Raw genomic sequence first — 19,509 nt, forward strand, 5'->3', positions numbered from 1 at the left:
GCTGCCCGGAAACAAGCCCCCGGGTCAGCGCCGGCGCAAGGGTTCCAGCAGGCCGCCCAGCCCGTTGTGGTCGATTTCCAGCATCAGCGCCAGCAGGCGACCGATCTCGTTCCTGGGAAAACCTTCCCGGGCAAACCACGCCAGATAGTTGCCCGGCAGGTCGGCGATCAGCCGCCCCTTGTACTTGCCAAAAGGCATCTCGCGCGTCACCAGCAGTTGCAGGTCTTCCGGCTTCATGCGCCCGCACGCTTGACGGTCCAGCCCTGTTTGGTGAGCAAGTCCACCACCAGCGCGGCATGGTCGCCCTGCACCTCGATCACGCCGTCCTTGACCGTGCCGCCGGAGCCGCAGGCCGTCTTGAGCTGTTTGCCGACCAAAACCAGCGCCGCGTCCTGCAACGCAAGCCCCTTGACCAGGGTCACGCTTTTGCCCCCGCGACCTTTGGTCTCGCGCGACACCCGGACAATGCCGTCGGACGGGGCCAGCGGCCGCGTCTGGCGGCACACACACTGGGCCAGCGCCTTGCGGCAAGCCGGGCACATGCGCCCCGCGTCGGTCGAATAAACGAGTCCGCCGGGGCTTGAATGACTTTTCATGGAATGCACCGATGTGAGGAAAACGGCCTCAGAGCCCATCGCCCCAAGCGTCACCGGCTATCGTACAGCGATGCGGGCAGGACCCCCGGTAAACCGGCGCGGCATCGGCTGCAGCCCGCGCAGGAGGCAGAGCCGGACACAGGCTCAGATGTGGCCGACGGGCTGCGGGGTGTGCCGCAGGTGAAGCGACAGGCCCAGCGCCTCCATGTGGTTGCCGTCGCGGCCGAGAATGGTTTCGGCCAGGGGCAGGAAATACTCCTCCTCGAAACGCGCATGCGCGGAATAGGCGTGAACCAGTTTCTCCACGGCATCCAGATCCAGATCGACAGACTGCGACTTTGCCACGGCCTTGACGGCGGGCTCCAGCTTTTTCCACATCGCCTCGATCTGGCGGTGCTCCGCAGTCAGGCGCTGCACCATGGCCTGGACCTCATCGGCTTCCCGCCCCCGGCCGGCGCTGCGCAACACGGCGGGGAACAGCTCGCGCTCCTCGTCCGCATGATGTTCGTACACCGCGTGGTGGAACAAGCCCAGCGTGTCGGTGGCGATGGTTCGCGCCTGGGCCGCAGCCGCCTGGAGCGCAGGCAATTCCTCGAAAGCCTGAAGCTTCGAAAGAATGCCCAGATGGCACTGGGAAAAACCGGTCAGCGGCTCGCTGGAATGGCCCGGGTCATGCGCGGCAGGATGGGTTGTCATGCGGCCAATATAGGGGGGCGCCTGTGCGTCTGGCTTGATGCACATCAATAAAGCGGCCGCCCGCCACCGCAAGATAAGGGCCTGTTCATCATCAGCAGACAAGGCTCCCATGTTCAAGAACATTCTTCTGGCGACCGACGGTTCCGAAGCCTCTGCCCACGCGGCCGAACTGGCTGTCAACCTGGCGCGCACCCACGGCGCCAAACTCACCGCCCTGTATGTCGTGGACCCCTACCCCTACCTGAGCATCGGCGAGACCAACCCCCTGGGCGTTCAGGCCTACATGGCCGCGGCCCAGCAACACGCCGCGCAGGCCCATGCCAAGATCGCGGCGCTGTGCGGTGCGCCGGGCGCGGGGATCCAGCTCGAAGCGCGCATGGCCGAGAACGTATCGGCCGCCAGCGGCATTGTCCAGACGGTCAAGGACGAAGGCGCCGACCTCGTCGTCATGGGCTCCCACGGCCGCGCCGGCATCGTCCGGCTCATGCTGGGCAGCGTGGCCTCCAAGGTGGCAGCCGAGTCGCCGGTGCCGGTGCTGATCGCGCGCTAAGCGGGGAGGCGGGACCTACCAGCCGGCTGCGGCACCGTCACTGCGTGGGTCCGTGCCGCCTTCGTAGCTGCCGTCCGCATGAAGGATGATGGCGCCGGCGTGGCCCATGACCTCGTCATAGGGCTGGACCACATCGACCACATGGCCGAGTTCGCGTAGCCGCTCCACCGTGGCCTGCGGAAACCGTGACTCGAGCTTGAGCGAGTCGCTGTCCTGTCCCCAGGTGCGGCCCAGCAACCAGCGCGGGGCGGTGATCGCCGCCTGCGGGTTCATGCCGAACTGCGCGATGCGGCTGAACACCGCACTCTGCGACTGCGGCTGGCCGTCGCCGCCCATGTTGCCGTAGACCATCGTGCGACCGTCGTCCAGCCGGGCCAGCGCCGGGTTCAGCGTGTGGAAGGGCTTGCGACCGGGCGTCAAGGGATTGAGCGCCTGCGCATCCAGTGAAAAACTGCACCCCCGGTTCTGCCACTGCACGCCCGACTCCGCCAGCACCACGCCGCTGCCGAACTCGTGGTAGATGCTCTGGATGAAACTCACCGCCACGCCGTCGCCGTCGATGACGCCCATCCAGACCGTGTCGCCCGGGCCTTGGCCCTGACCCCAGTTCGCCACGTGGTCGGGTGAAATACGGGCGGCCATGGCGTCGAGGGCTGCACTGCCCAGCCAGTGGCCGGGTACCTCTTTCATCCAGCGCGGATCGGTGATGAAGTTGTCGCGGATGTTAAAGGCCTGCTTGGTCGCCTCCACGCAGGCATGCACATAGGACGCGCCCAGCGGATCCATGCGCTGCGCGTCGAATAGCCGGTCGAGCTGCCCGAGGATCAGCAGCGACACCAGACCCTGGGTCGGCGGCGGCATGTTGTACAGCGTTCCCAGCGAGTGGGCCATGGCCAGGGGCTCCTTCCAGACCGCCGTGTGCCCGGCCAGGTCGGCCAGCGCCACCGGGCTGCCGGCCGCGGCCAGGTCACGCGCCATGCTGAGCGCCAGATCGCCCTGGTAAAAGTCGGCCAGGCCGGCACGCGCCAGTTGCTCCAGCGTGTCCGCGAGCCGCGGCTGGCGAAACAGCGCGCCTGCAGCCGGCGCCTGGCCGCCCGGCAGAAAGGTCTCGGCAAAGCCGCTCACGCCGGCAAGTTCGTGCACGCGACCGGCCGTGCACTGCGACTGGCTTTGCGTGACCGGCATGCCGTCACGCGCATACACCATGGCGTCAGCCAGCAGCCGACTCAGCGGCAGGCGGCCGCCCAGCGCTTCGCGTGACCAGCTGTATGCCGCATCCCAGCCGGAGATCGTGCCGGCCACCGTGTTGGCGGCCACGCCGCCGCGAAACGGGATCTGCCTGAGACCGCGCTCGAGGTAGGACTCGCGCGTGGCCGCCCCGGCCGCCGCGCCGCAGGCTTCGAGCCCGCGCGGCGCTTCGCCGGGGCGGGCGATCAACCAGAAGCCGTCGCCACCGATGCTGTTCATGTGCGGGTAGACCACGGCGATGGTGGCGGCCGCGGCAATCATGGCCTCAATGGCGTTACCGCCCTCGCGCAGAACGGCCATCGCGCTTTGCGTGGCCAGCGCATGCGGCGCGGTCACCATGCCGCGGGTGCCGCGCGCAGGGCTGGGGTTGTGGTTCATGTCAGGTACTCCTTGGAACGGCCATCAGGCCAGGTACAGCGGATACAGGCAGGCCACGGAGCGCCTGCCGTCCAGCAGGGTCTGCGGCGGGTCGATCTGCGCGCAGTCGCCGCGCGCATACGCGCAGCGCGAGCGGAAGCGGCAACCCGCCGGAAGATTGGCGGGACTCGGTATCTCGCCTTGCAGGCTCACCGACAGCGGCGCATCAAAGCGGGGAAAGGCCTGCATCAGGCCGCGGGTATAGGGATGGCGCGGCATTGCGAGGATCTCGCGCGTGGCGCCCATCTCGACAATGCGGCCCAGGTACATCACCGCGACTTTCTCGCACAGGTAACTCGCCACACCGAGGTCGTGCGTGACAAACACCATGGCCAGGCCCTGGTCGCGCTGCAGGTCGCGCAGCAGGTTGAGCAGCTGCGCCTGCACCGACACATCGAGGCCGGCCACCGATTCGTCCGCCACGATCACCCGAGGCTCGCAGGCCAGCGCACGCGCCACCGCGACGCGGCGCACCTGCCCGCCCGAGAGTTCGGACGGGTAACTGTAGCGCAAGGCCCGGGGCAGGCCGACCTGCGCGAGCAGTTCGTCCACCCGGCCCGGGATCTCGCGCTCGTCGCGCAGCCGGTGCAGGCGCACCGGCTCGGCCAGCAGCCCGGCGACATTCATGCGCGGGTTCAGCGAGCCGCGTGCGTCCTGGTAAATGTAGGCCACCTCCCGCGAGAACTGCCGCTTGCGAGCCGCGTCAAAGGTCGACAGGTCGGCGGCACCCACCATCACCCGGCCGTTGCTGGCCGGCTCCAGGCCCAGCATCACGCGCACCAGCGTGGACTTGCCCGAGCCGCTTTCGCCCACCAGCGCCAGCGATTCGCCGGGCGCCAGCGTCAGGCGAATGCCGTCCAGCGCCTTGAGCTGGCGCCCGCCCTCCAGCGGAAAGGATTTCTCGACGTCGAGCAGGGAAAACAGCGGCAGCTCGCCGCTGGCGGCTTCAGGGGGCATGGATAAATTCCTCATAGATGCCAGCAGGCCAGGGTCACCTCGCCATGCGTGACTTGTGGCGGCCGCTGAGCACTGCATTGGGCCGTGGCGTAGGCACAGCGCGGCGCAAAACGGCAGCCGCCCGGCATGGCCGACAAGGGCGGAACCACGCCGGCGATGGGCTCCAGCCGCTCGGCGCCAAACTCTATCGCGCTGGCGCGCAGGCCACGCGTGTAAGGGTGGGCCGGGTGGTTCAATACCTTGAATGCCGGACCTTCCTCGACGATCTGACCCGCATACATCACGGCCACGCGATCGGCAACCTGGGTCGCCAGCGCCAGGTCGTGCAACACAAAAATGGCCGAGGCGCCAAGCGCGCGCACGCGCTCGAGCAGCAGGCTCATGATCTGGGCCTGTATCGTCACGTCGAGCGCGCTGGTCGGCTCGTCGGCAATCAGGAGCTCAGGCTCGCAGGCCATCGCGATCGCGATCATCACGCGCTGCTGCATGCCGCCCGACAGCTCGTGCGGAAAGGCCGACAGGCGCGCCTGCGGGTCGGCAATGCCGACGCTGTCCAGCAGTTCGACAGCGCGCGTGCGGCAGGCGCTGCGTGATAGCCCGCGGTGGCGGCGCAGCGGCTCCGACAGGTGATCGAGTACGGTGAAGCAGGGGTTCAGCGCAGCCGAGGCATCCTGGAAGATCATGCCCATGCGGGTACCGCGCAATCCGCGCAATTTGCTTTCGGGCGCGCTGGCAATATCGGTGTCACCGACCATCAGCCGGCCTTCGAGCGCGACCTCGGGCGGGCGCAACAGGCCCATCGCCGCAAAAGCCAGTGTGGACTTGCCGGCGCCGGACTCGCCGATCAGCGCAAGTGTCTGCCCGGCCGGCAGGCGCAGCGACACATCGTCGAGCACCGCCACCCCCTTGCGCCGAAGCGTGAAATGTTCGACGGACATCAGGTCTGTGCTCATGCGCCCTCCCCCCGCGTGCGCGGATCCAGCGCATCGCGCAGCCCCTCAGCCAGAAGGTTCAGGCCGACAAGCAGGACGGCCAGCGCGATGCCCGGCATGCCGGACATCCACGGCGCCATGCTGATGAAGCCTCGGCCCTCGCTGATCATCAGCCCCCAGTCCGGCGTCGGCGGCACCACGCCGAGACCCAGGAAGGACAGGCCCGAACCCAGCAGGATGGCAATCGAAACCCGCATGCCGGCCTGGATCAGGATAGGCGAGGCGATGTTGGGCAGCACATGGCGCAGGATCACCTCGCGCTCGGGCACGCCCATGAGCCGTGCCGCCTCGACAAAGGGCCGCGACTTGACCTGCAGCACATCGGCCCGCACGGTGCGCGCGAACGGACCGACGAAGGACAGCGCCAGCGCATAGATCACGTTGGTCATGCCGAGACCGAGCACGGCCATGAAAGCCATGGCCATGATCAGCTCGGGAAAAGCCAGCAGCCCGTCGACCAGGCGCATCGCGGCCCATTCGATGCGCCCGCCGCGCAGCCCCGCGAACAGGCCCAGCGGCACGCCGACCAGCAGCCCCAGCGCCACCGAGGCAAAGCCTATCCAGAGCGCCGAGCGGGCGCCGTAAAACAGGCGCGACAGAATGTCCTGGCCATAGGAGTCGGTGCCCATCCAGTGCGCCACGGATGGCCCTTGCATGGCATCGACGAAGTTCTGTTCCGTCGGCGGATAAGGCGCCAGCCATGGCGCGAACACGGCCACCACCAGGAAGAACAGCACGATGCCGCCGCCGGCCAGCGCCTTGCGCTGGCGCCGCAGCAGCTTCCAGGCGCGCTGCAGCCGGCCCGGTGGCCGTTCGTCCGCAATGGCTTTCAGGCCGGTGGAAAAAAACTCATCGGCCATGTTTGCGCAGCCTTGGATCAAGAATGGAATAGGTCTGATCAACGGTGAAGTTGACCGCGATAAACAGCAGCGCGGTCATCATGATGCCGGCCTGCACCACGAGGTACTCGCGCGTCTGCACGGCGTTGGTAATCATCATGCCGAGACCGGGCAGCGTGAACACCACCTCGGTCATGACCGCGCCGCGCAGCATGCCGCCCAGCTGCAGGCCGATCACAGTGACCAGCGGCATCAGCACATTGCGCATGCCATGCACCAGGATCACGCGCCACTCGGGCTCGCCGCGCGCGCGGGCCGCCGCCATGTAGGGTTGCTCCAGCACCTCGAGCAGGCTCGAGCGCGTGACCGTGGCGATCAGCCCCACGTACCAGGCGCCCAGCGTCAGCGCGGGCAGGGCCAGGTGCCACAGACCGGTGCCGAAATCGCTCCACGGGGAAACATAGCCCATGCTCGGGAACCAGCCCAGCGAGACACTGAACACCCAGATCAGCACCACGCCGAGGTAAAAGCTCGGGAAGGCGTTGCCGCCAATCGCGACCGCGCTCGCCGCGAGGTCGACCCAGCTGTTGCGCCTGACCGCGGCCAGCACCCCGAGCGGGATGCCGACCAAGAGCGCGATCAGCAGCGAACACGCGGCCAGCGTCAGCGTGACCGGCAGCGCCTGCAGCACCGCCTGCTCGAAGATGTCCTGCTTGCTGACATACGAGCTGCCCCAGTCGCCCTGCACGAAACGGCCCAGCCACTGTGCATACTGCGCCGGCAGCGGCCGGTCCAGCCCGAGCTCGTGGTAGAGCTTGTCGTAAGACTCGCGCGAAAAATCCGAGCCGAGCATGATGGCCACCGGATCGCCCGGGGACAGCTTCAGGAACATGAAGCTCACCACCGAGACCACCAGCAGCACCAGCGCGGTCTGGGCCATGGCACCGAGCGCGCGCCGGATCACGGCCCGGCCGGGCCAGGTTTTTTTCTGGGCGTGCTGCACGGACAACTCAGGCCAGCGACACGGTGTGCAGGTTCAGCAGGTCCGCCGGAACGTACTCGAAACCCTGGACTTTCTTGCTCATGATCTTGAAGACCTTCATGTGCGCGAGCACGGCCAGAGGCGCATCGGCCATCAGCGCATCCTCGGCTTCGATGTAGAGCTTGCGGCGGACCGCGAGGTCGATGGTGTCGGCAGCGCCTGCGGCGGCCTTGTCGAACACCGGGTTGCTGTAGCCCACGAAGTTCCAGGGCTTGCCGGTGGACCACTCAGGCGTGATGGTTTCATCCGGATCCAGGTCAGCCACCCAGGCTTCGTCGTACATGTCGAAGTCGCCCGCGTTGCGCCGCTGCACCCAGATGGCACGGTCCACCAGTTCGATTTTGGGCTTGATGCCGATCTGCGCAAGCATGGGTGCGAGCAGCTGGGCATTGCGCGTGCCCATGCCGCCGGATCCGGTGAAGCCTTCAGTGACGATGTAGGTCGGCTGGATTTCCCCCTGGATTTTGGACTTGGCACGAAACGCCTTGGCCTTGGCCAGATCGAAATACTGGCCGCGCCCGCTTTTGGCGATGTTGGCATCGTAGAAGTTGCTCATGGGCGGCGAGATGCAGCTGTAGGCCGGAATGGCCTCGCCAAAGTAGCTCTGCTGCACGATCACCTTGCGATCAATGGCGAAGGCCACGGCCTGGCGCAAGGCCATGTCGTTGAACGGCGCGCGCTTGTTGTTCATGCCGACGAAGGCGTAGTTGCCCTCGACCTGCCCGTACACCGTCAGGTTGGGGTTCTTGCGCAGTTGCGGAATGAACTGGAACGGGCACACCGACAGCCCGTCGACCTGGCCCGACATCATGGCGGCCACGCCCGCGCTCGGCTCCTTGATCAGGCGGATCACCACCTTGTCCAGGTAAGGCAGGCCGGCTTCAAAATACTCGGGGTTGCGCACCAGCTCGATCGAATCGTTCTCCTTCCAGCTCGCGAGTTTGAACGGGCCGGTGCCCACCGGCGCGCGGCCAAAACCGGCGCCGGCCTGCTCGACCGCTCGCCGGCTGACGATGGTGCCGGCGCGCCCGGTGCTGCCGGTCAGCGCCACCGGCAGGAACGCATTGGGCTTGTTGAACCGCAGGCGCAAGGTCAGCGGGTCGATGATGTCAATGCCGGCCAGCGTGGCCAGCTTCCAGGCATGCGGCGACTTGACCGCCGCATCCTTGACGCGCTCCAGGCTCCACTTGACCGCCTCGGCATTGCAGGGGTCGCCATTGTGAAACTTGACGCCGGGGCGCAGCTTGAAGACATGCGTCTTGTCGTCGGTCATGTCCCACTTCTCGGCCAGGTCGGGCGCAAAGCTGACAACCTTGCCGTCGAAGCTGACCTTGAGCAGGCCGTTGAAAACATTGTTGATCACCTTGATCGAACCGGCCGACGCGGTGAAATGCGGATCGAGGGTGTCGATCGCGTCGAGCCAGGCCAGCGTGAGCGTACCGCCCATCTTGGGCGCGGCATGCGCCGTCCCCATGCCCACGGCTGCTGCGGCTACCAGCCCAAGGCCGGCGCCGGCCCCCTTGAGAATGTGGCGGCGGCTCATCTGGGTTGCCAGGGTTGCCGCGAGCGCGGCCTTGTGGTCGATATCAGTCATGTTCAAACTCCTGTGTTGAAAAAAAAATGAACGAAAGGGGCCCATCACCTCGCGCCGCGTGTTTGGCAGGCGCACATGGGTGATAACTGGGGGATCAGGCATGGATGGCCGGGACAAGGCCAGGCGTTAAGGTTATGGGTCGTGAGCGGAAGGTAAAACCTTCACGAGGTCCGTGACTGTGTCCAGCACATGCTCACGCATGGCCAACTCGCAGCGTTGCGGGTCACCGCTGCGCAATGCGTCAATCAGGTGCTGGTGGTCGGCGCGCGCACTAGGCGGACGGTCCGCCTGAAGCACCCAGATGCGCATGTGCGGCTCGACCAGGGAATGCAGGCTGGCAATCTGGCGCAACAGGCGCGGACGTCCACTCGCGGCACACAGGGTCTCGTGGAACAGACGATGGGCCGATGTCCAGTCGGGCTGAATCGTGGACTGGTCATCAATCCGATCAATGATGTCCTCCAGTTGCCGGATCGTGCGCTCGGTCATGTTGGGCAGCGCCAGCCGCACAGCCAGCCCCTCCAGCACCGCGCGCATCTCGAACACCTCCTGCATGTCGCTGACATTGAGCTGGTTGACCGTCACGCCGCGGTTCGGCCGGATCGTGACCAGGCCCTCTGTCGACAGACGTCGAAGCGCTTCACGCACCGGCATGCGGCTGGTGCCTATGTCGAGTGCGATGGCCTCGGGCATCAGGCGCTCGCCGGCACGGTAACGTCCCGTCCGGATAGCGGCGTGAATGTGCCGGTAGGCCTCATCCTCGGCAGTTCCTGGACCAGTGTGACTATCAAGATGGGACTGCAAAAGAGCTCCAGTGGCATGTTGATTCCGTCAGGGTCATCGTTCACCCCTGGATCAGTGGATACGCGGATACGTTGATTCAAACAACGCAATTACCGGGCCAGCTCAAACCAAGGCGCAGCAGCACAGCGTCGGGGCAGGATGCACACCCGTGGGGCAGTTGTGGACGGGAACGCACCAATCCCGGCCCACACGCCCAGGTTGGCGCGAAGTGCCGCAGCCTGGCGATCCGAAAGTCCTCGTTGTGATTCGCGACGCCGTTGAGTGACGCGTACCGCTGCGCCGGGTTGCTCACCGGCAGCCCCGATGCAGAACGCGCCTGCTCGCGAAAGACCGCTTTAGCGGAAGCTGATTCTCAGAGGCGAAAGCGGCGCATCAAACGCCGCCGTCCAGGTCTCGCCCGGCGCCACCGGCCAGGCGTCGGTCCAGGTGCCGGTGGTCACCACGTCGCCCGGTTGCAGCTCGGGCGCACCGGGGCAGCTGCGCAGCTCCGCCAGGAAATGCTGCAATGCGTGCAGCGGGCCGTCGAGCACATTCGCGCCCACGCCCTGGTCCACCTGCCGCCCGCCGCAGGACAGCGTGATGTGCGCCCCTGCCAGACGCTCCTCCAGGGCCTGCGCGTCGCGGGCCAGCCCGGCCACCGGCACACGCGCGCCGACCAGCAGGCGTGCATGCAGCGCCCCGTCGGCCACGGTGTCGGCCGCCACGAACTTCCACCCGGGCTGGTGCGACTGCACGATCTCGAAACCGGGCGCGACCCACGCAATACAGGCGAACAACTCGTCGAGCGAGGCATTCGCCGGCGGCGTGGCGGCGATACCGAAGACCGCTTCCGGCTCCAGCCGCGGCTGGCAGGTTCCCGCCAGGGACACCTCGCCCTGCCCTTCGCAGTACGACAAGGTGGTGTCCCAGACCGTGCCCCAGATCGGCCCAAACACCTGGTAGCGCGGCCAGATGGTGCGGTTGGTAAAACCCACCTTGTAGCCGCGCGGGTGTTCACCGCGGTCCATGCGCAACTGCCGCACCGCCAGCGCGCGCTGGTAAGCCTCGGGCACGTCCAGGCCCGAGGCAGCGGGCCAGAAACCGGCATGGTCGTGATGGTGGAGAAGTTGCTCGGGCGTCATGGGGCAAAGCTTAACGCCGATGACCGGATTCCGCACTTCAGGAGGATGACACGCCAAAACAGCCGCCAGCCCAATCCGGACGGGCGCCAGCAGCTATCATTTTGAGAGTCAGCAGAAGAGGATGGCCAGCAGCGCCGGGTCGTCGGCCCAGTGCATCAGCGCGTAGCCGCCAAGGCGGTAGGCGGTGTAGACGGCCTGCGCCATCAGCTGTTCGAGCGCCAGCATCGGTGGACGGTAGGCCCTCAGGCCTTGGTCTGCGCAGCCTTGCGGTCGGCCACGACTTTCTGGGCCGAGGGCCGCTCGCCAATGAGCTTGACATAGCTCTTGTAGTCCACCCCGCCGGCCAGCAGCAGGTCTTCGCCAAACGCGGCCTTGCTGGCCATGCCCACCAGCGGCAGGCTGGCAAAGGCGGCGCAGTCGGCCTGGGTGAAGCTGTCGCCGGCCACATAGGGTGAAAACTTCGCCAGTTTTTTGAAGGCGGCGATGTTGCTTTCGAGCTGCTTGCGGATGCGGGCCAGGTTGCCCTCGCTCAGCGGCTCGGCGCCGAAAAAGGTCGCGCCATAAAGCTGGCGCGCGACGATCTCCAGGTGCCAGTCGATGAAGGTCGTGAGTTCGCGCACCTTGGCAGCGGCAAAGGCGTCGGCCGGCAGCAGCGGCGGCTGCGGGTAGGCGGCCTCAATGTAGTCCAGGATGGCCTGGCTTTCGCAGAGGCCGCCCTGCGCCGTGCGGATGAAGGGAATCTTGCCCAGCGGCGAGTCGCCCAGAACCGCTTCGTCCTTGCTGTACGTGCCCACGTTTTCTTCGGCAAACGGCACGCCTTTTTCAAGCAGCGCGAGCTTGACCTTGTTGTAGTAATTGGAAATGGGAAGGCCGCAGAGCGTCAGCATGGGAAAAGTCTCCTGGGTTGTTGGCGCCAAGTTTATGCCAGCCCGGCCCGGCCAGCGTGCAACGGCGGTGACAGTCGCGGCGCCAAGCCCCGGGGGGCCAGGGCTGTCTGTGTGACATCTGAGCCTTCTCCTCCATTTGAAGGACGACAAGCCGCAGCGCCAGCGCGACGATTTCCCCCTCATCCACTTCATAAACTGGAAACACCATGAGCAACTACTACTGGGACGAAACGCAAATGAAGGCCGACGGCGCCAACCCGACCATCCTGGCGATCGGCGACTCCTGGTTCTGGTACCCCTTTTTCGGGGGCAGCCTGACCAACTACCTGGGCCAGATCGTGGCGCCCAAAAGCCATGTCATCCTGGCCAAGGGCATGAACGGCGCCGAAGCCTTTGACTACGTGGACGGCAAATACGCCGACAGCGTGCGCAGCACGCTCAAGCTGTACGGCGCCGGCCTGTCGGCCGTGTTCCTCAGCGGGGGCGGCAACGACTTCGCCGGCTTCAACGACATGCGGCCGCTGCTCAAGGACAGCTGCTCGGGCGAAACCACGGCCAACGGCTGCTTTCGCAGCGGGGCACAGGGCCTGCCGGGGTTTCTGGAACGCATGGATACCTACTACCGCAAGCTGATTGGCGTGGTCTACACCCGCACCACCCTGGACTGCCTGATCGTGATGCACACCTACGACTATGCGATCCCGGACGGCAAGGGCGTGTTCGGCAAGGATGGCTGGCTGCAGCCCGCGCTGACGGCCGCCGGCGTCAAACCCGAGCTGCACCAGGCCTGCGTGGTCCACCTGCTGGACGCCTTCTACAAGGTGCTGGACAACATCACGAAGATGGACCCCGCCCACCTTCACGTGGTGGACAGCCGCGGCACGCTGGGCCCCGGCGACTGGGCCAACGAGTTGCACCCCAAGGGCTCGGGCTTCAAGAAAATAGCCATGCAGTGCTGGAAACCCGCGCTGAAAAACATCGGGCTGGCCTGAGCGGCCTGAGAGCCGGGGCGCCAGCGCGAGGAGGCTCTGTGCCGTTAACCGTTCGCCCTGAGCTTGGCCTGCCCTGAGCCCGTCGAAGGGTCGAAGGGCCCTTCGTCAAGCTCAGGACAGGCTTCGACACGCTCAGCCCGAACGGTGTGGCGTCATGAATGACTAAAACATCCAAAGGCAGCCTACGCCGGGTCGGGAAACAGCGGCGTCAGCAGGCGCACGGCAATGTTGAAGCCGTCGCCGGCAGGCGTCACGCGCACCACCTGCGCCTCGCAGGTCAGCGGGTGGGTCCGGCCCGCACCGGGAAACTCCAGCACCAGTTCCAGGGTGGCGCCCAGCTCGTAGCTGCGCTCCGACTGGAAGTACAGCCCGGTCGCACTCAAATCATGGGTTATGCCCTCGTCGCCGTCGATGGTCAGGCGCACGGCCACGCCAAAACGCTGCGCCGCCCGATGCTCCAGCACCACGGCCTTCTTTTCGTCCCCGGCGGTTGTTTGCATGGTCCTGTCCCTGAAATGCCCGGAAACGGGCGTAGCCCCCAATCTAGGGCATGGGCGCGCCCCGTGTGTAGGCGCCCCCGCAGGCTGCGTGTGGGACAGCAGGCAGGCCGGGTGATGGGTTTTCCCGAAACGGCAAGGCCGATCTGGCAGCGCACAGGTAATATGTATGCCTATCTTCTTCACATCCTTCTTTACATCCTCTTCAGCCCCACAGCTTGAGGCTCCCCACCATGAATGCTCCCCTGCCCGGCGCCACCCTGCAATCGGTCACCGCCGCCGACCTGGCCGCCCTGCCCCTGATCGAAAAATGGGTCTCGTTTGCCTCGGTCTCGCGCGACAGCAACCTGCCCATCATCGAATGGACGCAGGCCCTGCTGGAGGGCTATGGCGTCGAATGCCGCCTGGTCCATGACGACAGCGGCAAAAAGGCCAACCTCTGGGCCACGCTGCCCGCCTTTGACGGCGAAACCAAAACCGGCGGCCTGGTGCTGTCGGGCCACACCGACGTGGTGCCGGTCGACGGCCAGCCCTGGGACACCGACCCGTTTGTCGCGCAGGTCATCGGCGACAGGCTCTACGGCCGCGGCGTGACCGACATGAAAGGTTTTGGCGCCACCGTGCTGATGATGGTGCCCGAGCTGCTCAAGCGCCAGCTCAAGCAGCCGGTGCACCTGGCCTTCAGCTACGACGAGGAAGTCGGCTGCATCGGCGTGCGGCGCCTGATTGCCGACATGGTGGACCAGGATTACCGGCCCGCCGGCTGCATCGTGGGCGAGCCCACCGGCATGCAGGTGGTGATTGCGCACAAGGGCAAACATGCGTACAAGACCTCGGTGCGCGGTTTCGAGGCGCATTCGTCGCTGACGCCGCAGGGCGTCAACGCGGTCGAGATCGCCTGCGAATTTGTCACCAAGCTCAAGGCCATGCAGCGCCGGCTGGTGGCCGAAGGGCCGTTCGATGCGGTGTACGACGTGCCGCACACCACCATCCACACCGGCGTGATTGCCGGTGGCACCGCGCTCAACATCATTCCGCGCGACTGCGACGTGACCTGGGAAATCCGCCACCACCACATGAATTCACCGGTGACGCTGTTCAACGAAGCCAAAGAGTTCGCCGACAGCCTGCTGCCCGCCATGCAGGCGGTGGCGCCCGACACCGGCATCACGCACAAGCTCAACTCGGTGCTGCCCGGCTTTGCCACCGACGCGGACAGCGAGATTGCGCAGCTGTGTTTCCGTTGCGCGGACGTGGACCCGGCCAGCGGCGCAGGCAAGGTCTCGTTTGGCACGGAAGCTGCTCTGTTTCACCAGGTCGGCGTGCCCACCATCGTCTGCGGCCCCGGGCACATTGCCCAGGCGCATCAGCCCAATGAGTGGGTCACGCTGGACCAACTGGCCTGGTGCGAGCGTTTCATGCGGCGCCTGGCCGACGAAATCTGCATCGCCTGAACCCCTTCACCCCCTTGTCAACACCAGAACAGAAGAGCTCCACAACATGATCAAGCGCAGAACCCTCCTGGGCGCCGCCATTGCGGCTGGCCTGAGCACCGGCCTCACCTTGGGCGTCGGCCCGGCCACGGCCCAGGCCACGGGCAAAACCGTGCGCATCGTCGCGCCCTATGCCGCCAGCGGCGTGCAGGACCTGCTGGCGCGCGCCATCAGCAACGAGCTCGGCACCGCCCTGGGCCAGACCGTGATTGTGGAAAACCGCGCCGGTGCGGGCGGCACCATTGGCACCGGCTTTGTCGCCAAGTCCGAGCCGGACGGCAGCACCATGGTGATGGCCGCGGCCAGCCACAACATTGCCGGTTCGCTCTACACCAAGCTCGCCTACGACCCGCAGAAAGACTTCACGCCGCTGGCCCACATCGGCACCGCCGGTTATGTGCTGATGATCCACCCCGACGTGCCCGCCAAAAACGTGGCCGAGTTCATCCGTTATGCCAAGGCCAACCCCGGCAAGCTGAACTACGCCACCGCCGGCATGGGCAGCGCGACCCATCTGTCCATGGCCTACTTCAACGGCCTGGCTGGCATCGACCTGGTGCATGTGCCGCTCAAAGCCACCGGCGAAGCCATCAACGAAGTGATCTCCGGCCGCGCCCACGCCGTGATTGCCGCCAGCATTGGCGCCCTGTCCTTTGCCAAAGACAGCCGCATCCGCCTGCTGGGCGTGACCTCGCCGCAACGCAGCAAGTACCTGCCCGCGCTGCCGACGATTGCCGAAAGCGGCCTGCCCGGTTATGCCTTCGACTCCTGGTTCGGCCTGCTCGGCCCGGCCGCCACGCCGGTGGCCGAAGCCACCCGCATCAACGGCGCCATGGCCAAGCTGCTGAAAGACCCGGTCGTCCTGGAGCGCCTGGACAAACAGGGCATCGAGCCCAAGGCCATGAGCAACGCCGACTTCAGCAAGCTGCTGGCGCTGGACTACAAACGCATGGCCGATGTTGTGAAGGCGTCGGGCGCGAAGATCGAATAAGTTGCTGCGCGGTGATGGCAGCGTCGCCATCACCTGCGCATCGTCCAAGGGCCGCTTTTTGCGGCCCTTTTTCATGGCGCTTCATGGCAACCACTCAAGTCGCTGCACGCAGCATGCTTTTCTTGCCCCCTCGCCCTCCGGGAGAGGGTTGGGGTGAGGGCCAGCAGGCCACCACATGCGGCAGCTCTATGCACCGGCCGCCAACCCTCACCCCCGCCCTCTCCCAGGGGGAGAGGGAGTCAAACCAGAACAAAAGAGGCTTCCAGCCCAATCCGGACGTGCGCCGTTAGCTACAGGATTGATAGCAGACAACGCTACCTGGCCAAACCTACCTGCACAGCTGGTCTTCGCAGGGCACGCCGTCGTTGTCGCCGTCCATCTTGGTGCCGGGGCAGTTTTTCAGGAACCAGGTGGCTTCGGCGCACGAGGTCATCTGCGAGCAATGCTGCCGGCCGTCGCAGACATAGGAGGCCGTTGCGGCACGCGAAGGCGCCAGGTCCAGCAAGGGTTGGCTTGGAGGGGACGCCGCTTCACTGGCGCGACCGGCCGGGGCCACCTTCTGGTAATACGCATAAGCCTGCCACCCTATCGCGGCCACCAGCAACAGGCCCACCACCGTCTTCAGACCACTGCCGGGCGAGTTGCCCGACCGGCTGACGCGCACGGGGCGAGGGCTGGAGGCGGGCTGGTACGCGGCCTGCTGCGCATCGGCCCCCTGCACATTCACCGCGCGCTTTTTGCCCTGGGGGTTAAGCGCCACCTCGAAGCTCAAGGCCTCATTCAGCACCGGCCGGCCACCGCGCCGGTATTCGGAGATGTGGACAAAGATGTCCTGCCCGCCCTGACTGGGGCTGATGAAGCCGAAGCCCTTGTCGTCGTTCCAGCTTTTGAGGGTGCCTTCGAAGCGCATGGGTGGGGCTTAGTGTGTTCGATTGATCAATGCGGGAATGACCACGCGGTCGAAAGACTTGCTGATTTTGGAAACCTCAACAAACCGGCCTTCAACTGAAGTTCATGAGAACCAGAATATGGAGTGACGCTGCCTGGCCGACCGTTCGAGCCCGTGTTGGCTCCTCAACGAGGTCAATTCTGAGAACTGGGAAGTCGAGTTTTGAGGGTGCAGAGGCCCTTCCGGTTAGGCGGATGGTTTTGTCGAAGCGAACCCTCGAGCCAAGAGGGCGCGAGCATCGTCTAGCGACCGAGCCTTAATGGTTTGAATATGGACATATCCTCGAGTAGACAAATCATTGACCCACCACGAGTTCCCATTGTTAGCGATTATAAAATTTACCCCCAGCAGAATTAAGAAATCAGACCAACCGCGGAGGCTTGCACACAAGTCGGAGTATGTAGTGAATAGAGATCCGTAGATCGGCTGTTTAGTACAAAGTGCCGTTGCTAGAACCGGGTCTGTAGTGCTCTGATTTGCAAACCAAAGCAAAGTCGTAGCTGCAAGCGCAATCGCGGAGGGAACCCAAAGTTTCTTAAAGAGGAGCCAACTTGGCCCGACAAGCAGAGCTGGCCAAGAAAATCCATTTTTTACGATCCTCTGTGGTAGCAGTGGATGTTCGTAGACAGAAAAGTTCATGCGATGTCTTTGGCTCTGCGCTAGTAGCTTCTGAGGGGCCGCGTTCACGTTAACACGGGGGCTATAAATACAAAACACACATAGTACGGGATTTGTTACAAATTCCCATCATCTAATTGGAGGAGAGGCTGCGGCCGGAGACGGGGTGCCCCGTGGGGCGCACCGGCACCGGATGCAGCCTTTTGAGAACAGTTATATAAATGTTGAGTGACGTTTATTCGAAACTTTGAGACATTCTAGAGAATCCCCCCCCGCCCTAACAGGCTGCTGAAATACTGTTTTTGATACGGTGTGCCGAAAAGTTCGACCGCTCAAAACGGCCTACAAGCGATTTTTGGGAGCCAGGGAAGGGGTAGCCACCCATGAAATCACCAATTTCGTCGTTCGCCAGAGGTATTTCAGCAGCCTGCTAAACATGTACAGCTTCCAGTCCCTTTGTAGAGAATAGCTATCGAACGTAGGTGTTGATCCGGGTATCAACGTTAATCGTCTTGCTGTCTGGCTCTCTCATACCGCAAGTGCCATACATCATTGATCTCTTAGCATCCACAATAGGAGTATTGTTGTAATTTGAATTAGCCGTAACCTCGTAATCGCGTTTTGCTCTCTCGCATGCGATAGTGTCAACTCGCTCTGCTTGCAGATCGGGCTGTGTTCGTCGGGGCGCTGAACCCGCAGAGCTGGCCCCCTTTTGCTGGTCGCGCAGTTGCTCTCTGAGTTGTTCATTTTCCCGGCGCAACTGGGACTCCCGACTACCTGAAAAGTCGAGTGAGTTTCTCTGAGTCTGAAGTTTTTCGCTAGTCCTGGCTCCATTGCATGGAGCATCAGAGAACTCGTACTTACCACCTGCGCTTTGGCATTTATAAACATGCTGTTGTGCACTGGCATTTCCACCAGTAGCCAGCGCCAATGCTCCTAAGAAAATTACATTCCCGATTATTTTTCTCATGGCCGCTCTTTCGACGCAAATTTTTTTACAAACTAACACTTGAGGAAAACCCTTGTCAATCATATTCGACTCCCCTTATCACCTTTAAAACGCCTGAGAAAAAAGGCCAGCAAAGGTTTTCAATGGGGGACGCCGGGTATGGTGTGAAGCCCCGTGTAGCGAAGCGCTACCTCTCTGCCTGTTCCCGAGGATTCAGCATACGTTCTTGAGCATGCGCTCTACGTCGTTGTAGTCCTTGTAGCCCTTGTAGCTTTGTGTCCGCTGAACAATCGGACTGATGTCCCCTTTGTATACCTGCTTCCGCTCAGCAGAGAAATTGCTGATCGCCACAATTGACTCTGTTTTTTCTTTGCAGGAGTAGAGGAGAAGCTGAATTGTGAACTTGAACCGGATACCGTTTTCCATCACCTGTTCTTTTTTCCACGAGATACGCTTTCGCACAGCTTTGCGACCCTCGTGATCGTGAATATTTCCTCGATCCCACTCGATGATCATTTCGGGGTCGTCATTCAGCAATACCCAGTCAGAAGCAAAACACTGGCTGGAGAAAACACCTAAGAACACGAAAATATAGAAATTCACTTTAGTCATTGATGGGGACTCTCATGGCGCATTCCGGTGATGCAAGTCGATCGGCGATTCCCAACTTTCCCTCGTTCGTGCAACACGAGGACCATAAGTAAATTACACACCAAGTATGCAGTTCGGTCTACAGCCCGTCATCCCGCAATCAGACTAGACAGACACATTCTTCCTCATGACGCGGCCAAGCTTAAGCCGATCCAGCCATTGAAAAAACAGCTTCTAAGCCTGCCAAACCCCATACCCCAACTCCCGCAACGCAATCCCCAGTTCCACCTCCATGTCGCGCGCGCCTTCGTACGGCATCGGGTTGTACATGGCGTACAGGCCGGGCAGCAGGCGCACACCCCACTTCTGCACATACACGTTGGACTGGATGCCGGCCTTGTGTTTGTCGAAACGCACATCGGGGTCCAGCCCCGTCATGCCCACGTAAACAAACGGTTGGCCGAGCTGGTAGTCGGGGTTGGCGCGGCGGAAGCGCCCCACGTTCCAGACCTCGTCGGACAGCTCGATCACATACACGTGGTAGTGGTGGCTGCGCGGTGTGCGTGGCGGTTTTTTTGCGCGCGGCTTGGCCGGGGCGGCATCGGCTGTTGCGGCCGGCGGGCTTTTCTTTCGGGGGGTCTTGCGGGGCGCGGTAGCCATGGTGGCTGAAGTATGCGGCAAGTGGC

General features: G+C 64.0%; 22 protein-coding genes. 4 read left to right on the plus strand and 18 right to left on the minus strand.

Features of this window, described 5'->3' with window-relative positions; genetic code table 11:
* Positions 1–24: 24 nt before the first annotated feature.
* The 3 genes from B7G52_RS02520 to B7G52_RS02530 all read right to left on the minus strand — a co-directional run bounded on the left by B7G52_RS02520 (position 25) and on the right by B7G52_RS02530 (position 1,292).
* A complete protein-coding gene (locus B7G52_RS02520; protein WP_096695987.1) occupies positions 25–237 on the minus strand; it encodes a DUF3820 family protein in 213 nt (70 codons plus the stop codon).
* Positions 234–596, minus strand: a complete 363-nt coding sequence (locus B7G52_RS02525) for a translation initiation factor Sui1 (protein WP_096671473.1) — start codon at positions 594–596, stop codon at positions 234–236. Before B7G52_RS02525 ends, B7G52_RS02520 begins: the two co-directional genes overlap by 4 nt.
* Positions 597–740: 144 nt before the next feature.
* Complete coding sequence (locus tag B7G52_RS02530; protein WP_096696079.1) at positions 741–1,292, minus strand: hemerythrin domain-containing protein; 552 nt, start codon at positions 1,290–1,292, stop codon at positions 741–743.
* 109 nt (positions 1,293–1,401) lie between these two features.
* On the opposite strand from B7G52_RS02530, the gene B7G52_RS02535 reads away from it, so the two are divergent.
* Complete coding sequence (locus B7G52_RS02535) at positions 1,402–1,842, plus strand: universal stress protein (RefSeq protein WP_096695989.1); 441 nt, start codon at positions 1,402–1,404, stop codon at positions 1,840–1,842.
* Positions 1,843–1,857: 15 nt separating this feature from the next.
* Here B7G52_RS02535 and B7G52_RS02540 read toward each other — a convergent pair whose 3' ends face one another.
* From B7G52_RS02540 to B7G52_RS02580, 9 genes are all read right to left on the minus strand, one after another.
* Complete coding sequence (locus B7G52_RS02540) at positions 1,858–3,468, minus strand: gamma-glutamyltransferase family protein (RefSeq protein WP_305790836.1); 1,611 nt, start codon at positions 3,466–3,468, stop codon at positions 1,858–1,860.
* A 24-nt stretch (positions 3,469–3,492) separates the two neighbouring features.
* On the minus strand, positions 3,493–4,464 hold the full coding sequence (locus tag B7G52_RS02545; protein ID WP_205853019.1) for an ABC transporter ATP-binding protein: 972 nt from the start codon (positions 4,462–4,464) through the stop codon (positions 3,493–3,495).
* A gap of 11 nt (positions 4,465–4,475) precedes the next feature.
* Entirely contained in the window at positions 4,476–5,417 is a 942-nt protein-coding gene (locus B7G52_RS02550; protein WP_096695993.1) for an ABC transporter ATP-binding protein, read from the minus strand.
* Positions 5,414–6,316: an ABC transporter permease gene (locus B7G52_RS02555; protein ID WP_096695994.1), complete on the minus strand. Its 903-nt coding sequence runs from the start codon at positions 6,314–6,316 to the stop codon at positions 5,414–5,416. Before B7G52_RS02555 ends, B7G52_RS02550 begins: the two co-directional genes overlap by 4 nt.
* On the minus strand, positions 6,306–7,298 hold the full coding sequence (locus B7G52_RS02560) for an ABC transporter permease (RefSeq protein WP_205853020.1): 993 nt from the start codon (positions 7,296–7,298) through the stop codon (positions 6,306–6,308). The genes B7G52_RS02555 and B7G52_RS02560 overlap by 11 nt, the downstream gene beginning before the upstream one ends.
* Before the next feature lie 7 nt (positions 7,299–7,305).
* Positions 7,306–8,931 carry an ABC transporter substrate-binding protein gene (locus B7G52_RS02565; RefSeq protein ID WP_096695996.1) on the minus strand — a complete coding sequence of 542 codons (1,626 nt, stop codon included), beginning with the start codon at positions 8,929–8,931 and terminating at the stop codon, positions 7,306–7,308.
* Positions 8,932–9,063: 132 nt separating this feature from the next.
* The gene (locus tag B7G52_RS02570) at positions 9,064–9,735 is read right to left on the minus strand and encodes a GntR family transcriptional regulator (RefSeq protein ID WP_096695998.1); all 672 of its coding nucleotides are present in this window, start codon (positions 9,733–9,735) and stop codon (positions 9,064–9,066) included.
* A gap of 335 nt (positions 9,736–10,070) precedes the next feature.
* Complete coding sequence (locus tag B7G52_RS02575; protein WP_096696000.1) at positions 10,071–10,856, minus strand: 2-keto-4-pentenoate hydratase; 786 nt, start codon at positions 10,854–10,856, stop codon at positions 10,071–10,073.
* 242 nt (positions 10,857–11,098) lie between these two features.
* Entirely contained in the window at positions 11,099–11,743 is a 645-nt protein-coding gene (locus tag B7G52_RS02580; protein ID WP_096696002.1) for a glutathione S-transferase family protein, read from the minus strand.
* A gap of 206 nt (positions 11,744–11,949) precedes the next feature.
* Between B7G52_RS02580 and B7G52_RS02585 the strand changes: the two genes are divergently transcribed.
* On the plus strand, positions 11,950–12,735 hold the full coding sequence (locus tag B7G52_RS02585) for an SGNH/GDSL hydrolase family protein (RefSeq protein ID WP_170954659.1): 786 nt from the start codon (positions 11,950–11,952) through the stop codon (positions 12,733–12,735).
* 182 nt (positions 12,736–12,917) lie between these two features.
* Here B7G52_RS02585 and B7G52_RS02590 read toward each other — a convergent pair whose 3' ends face one another.
* Complete coding sequence (locus tag B7G52_RS02590; protein WP_096696003.1) at positions 12,918–13,235, minus strand: PilZ domain-containing protein; 318 nt, start codon at positions 13,233–13,235, stop codon at positions 12,918–12,920.
* A gap of 230 nt (positions 13,236–13,465) precedes the next feature.
* Between B7G52_RS02590 and argE the strand changes: the two genes are divergently transcribed.
* Both argE and B7G52_RS02600 read left to right on the plus strand, forming a co-directional pair.
* Positions 13,466–14,686: an acetylornithine deacetylase gene (gene argE / locus B7G52_RS02595; protein ID WP_096696004.1), complete on the plus strand. Its 1,221-nt coding sequence runs from the start codon at positions 13,466–13,468 to the stop codon at positions 14,684–14,686.
* A 46-nt stretch (positions 14,687–14,732) separates the two neighbouring features.
* Entirely contained in the window at positions 14,733–15,716 is a 984-nt protein-coding gene (locus B7G52_RS02600) for a tripartite tricarboxylate transporter substrate binding protein (RefSeq protein WP_096696005.1), read from the plus strand.
* A 328-nt stretch (positions 15,717–16,044) separates the two neighbouring features.
* Here the strand turns inward: B7G52_RS02600 and B7G52_RS02605 are convergent, their stop codons facing one another.
* The 5 genes from B7G52_RS02605 to B7G52_RS02625 form a co-directional block, all read right to left on the minus strand.
* Positions 16,045–16,626: a cold shock domain-containing protein gene (locus B7G52_RS02605; protein WP_096696007.1), complete on the minus strand. Its 582-nt coding sequence runs from the start codon at positions 16,624–16,626 to the stop codon at positions 16,045–16,047.
* A gap of 225 nt (positions 16,627–16,851) precedes the next feature.
* Positions 16,852–17,304 (minus strand): DUF2628 domain-containing protein, encoded by a 453-nt coding sequence (locus B7G52_RS24405; protein WP_096696009.1) that lies wholly within the window; start codon positions 17,302–17,304, stop codon positions 16,852–16,854.
* 448 nt (positions 17,305–17,752) lie between these two features.
* A complete protein-coding gene (locus B7G52_RS02615; protein WP_096696011.1) occupies positions 17,753–18,316 on the minus strand; it encodes a DUF4124 domain-containing protein in 564 nt (187 codons plus the stop codon).
* Positions 18,317–18,445: 129 nt separating this feature from the next.
* Positions 18,446–18,844, minus strand: a complete 399-nt coding sequence (locus tag B7G52_RS02620) for a surface-adhesin E family protein (protein WP_096696013.1) — start codon at positions 18,842–18,844, stop codon at positions 18,446–18,448.
* 213 nt (positions 18,845–19,057) lie between these two features.
* Entirely contained in the window at positions 19,058–19,483 is a 426-nt protein-coding gene (locus B7G52_RS02625) for a hypothetical protein (protein WP_371328987.1), read from the minus strand.
* Positions 19,484–19,509 lie beyond the last annotated feature (26 nt).

It is taken from the genome of Polaromonas sp. AER18D-145 (assembly GCF_002379095.1).
Lineage (GTDB): Bacteria > Pseudomonadota > Gammaproteobacteria > Burkholderiales > Burkholderiaceae_C > Polaromonas.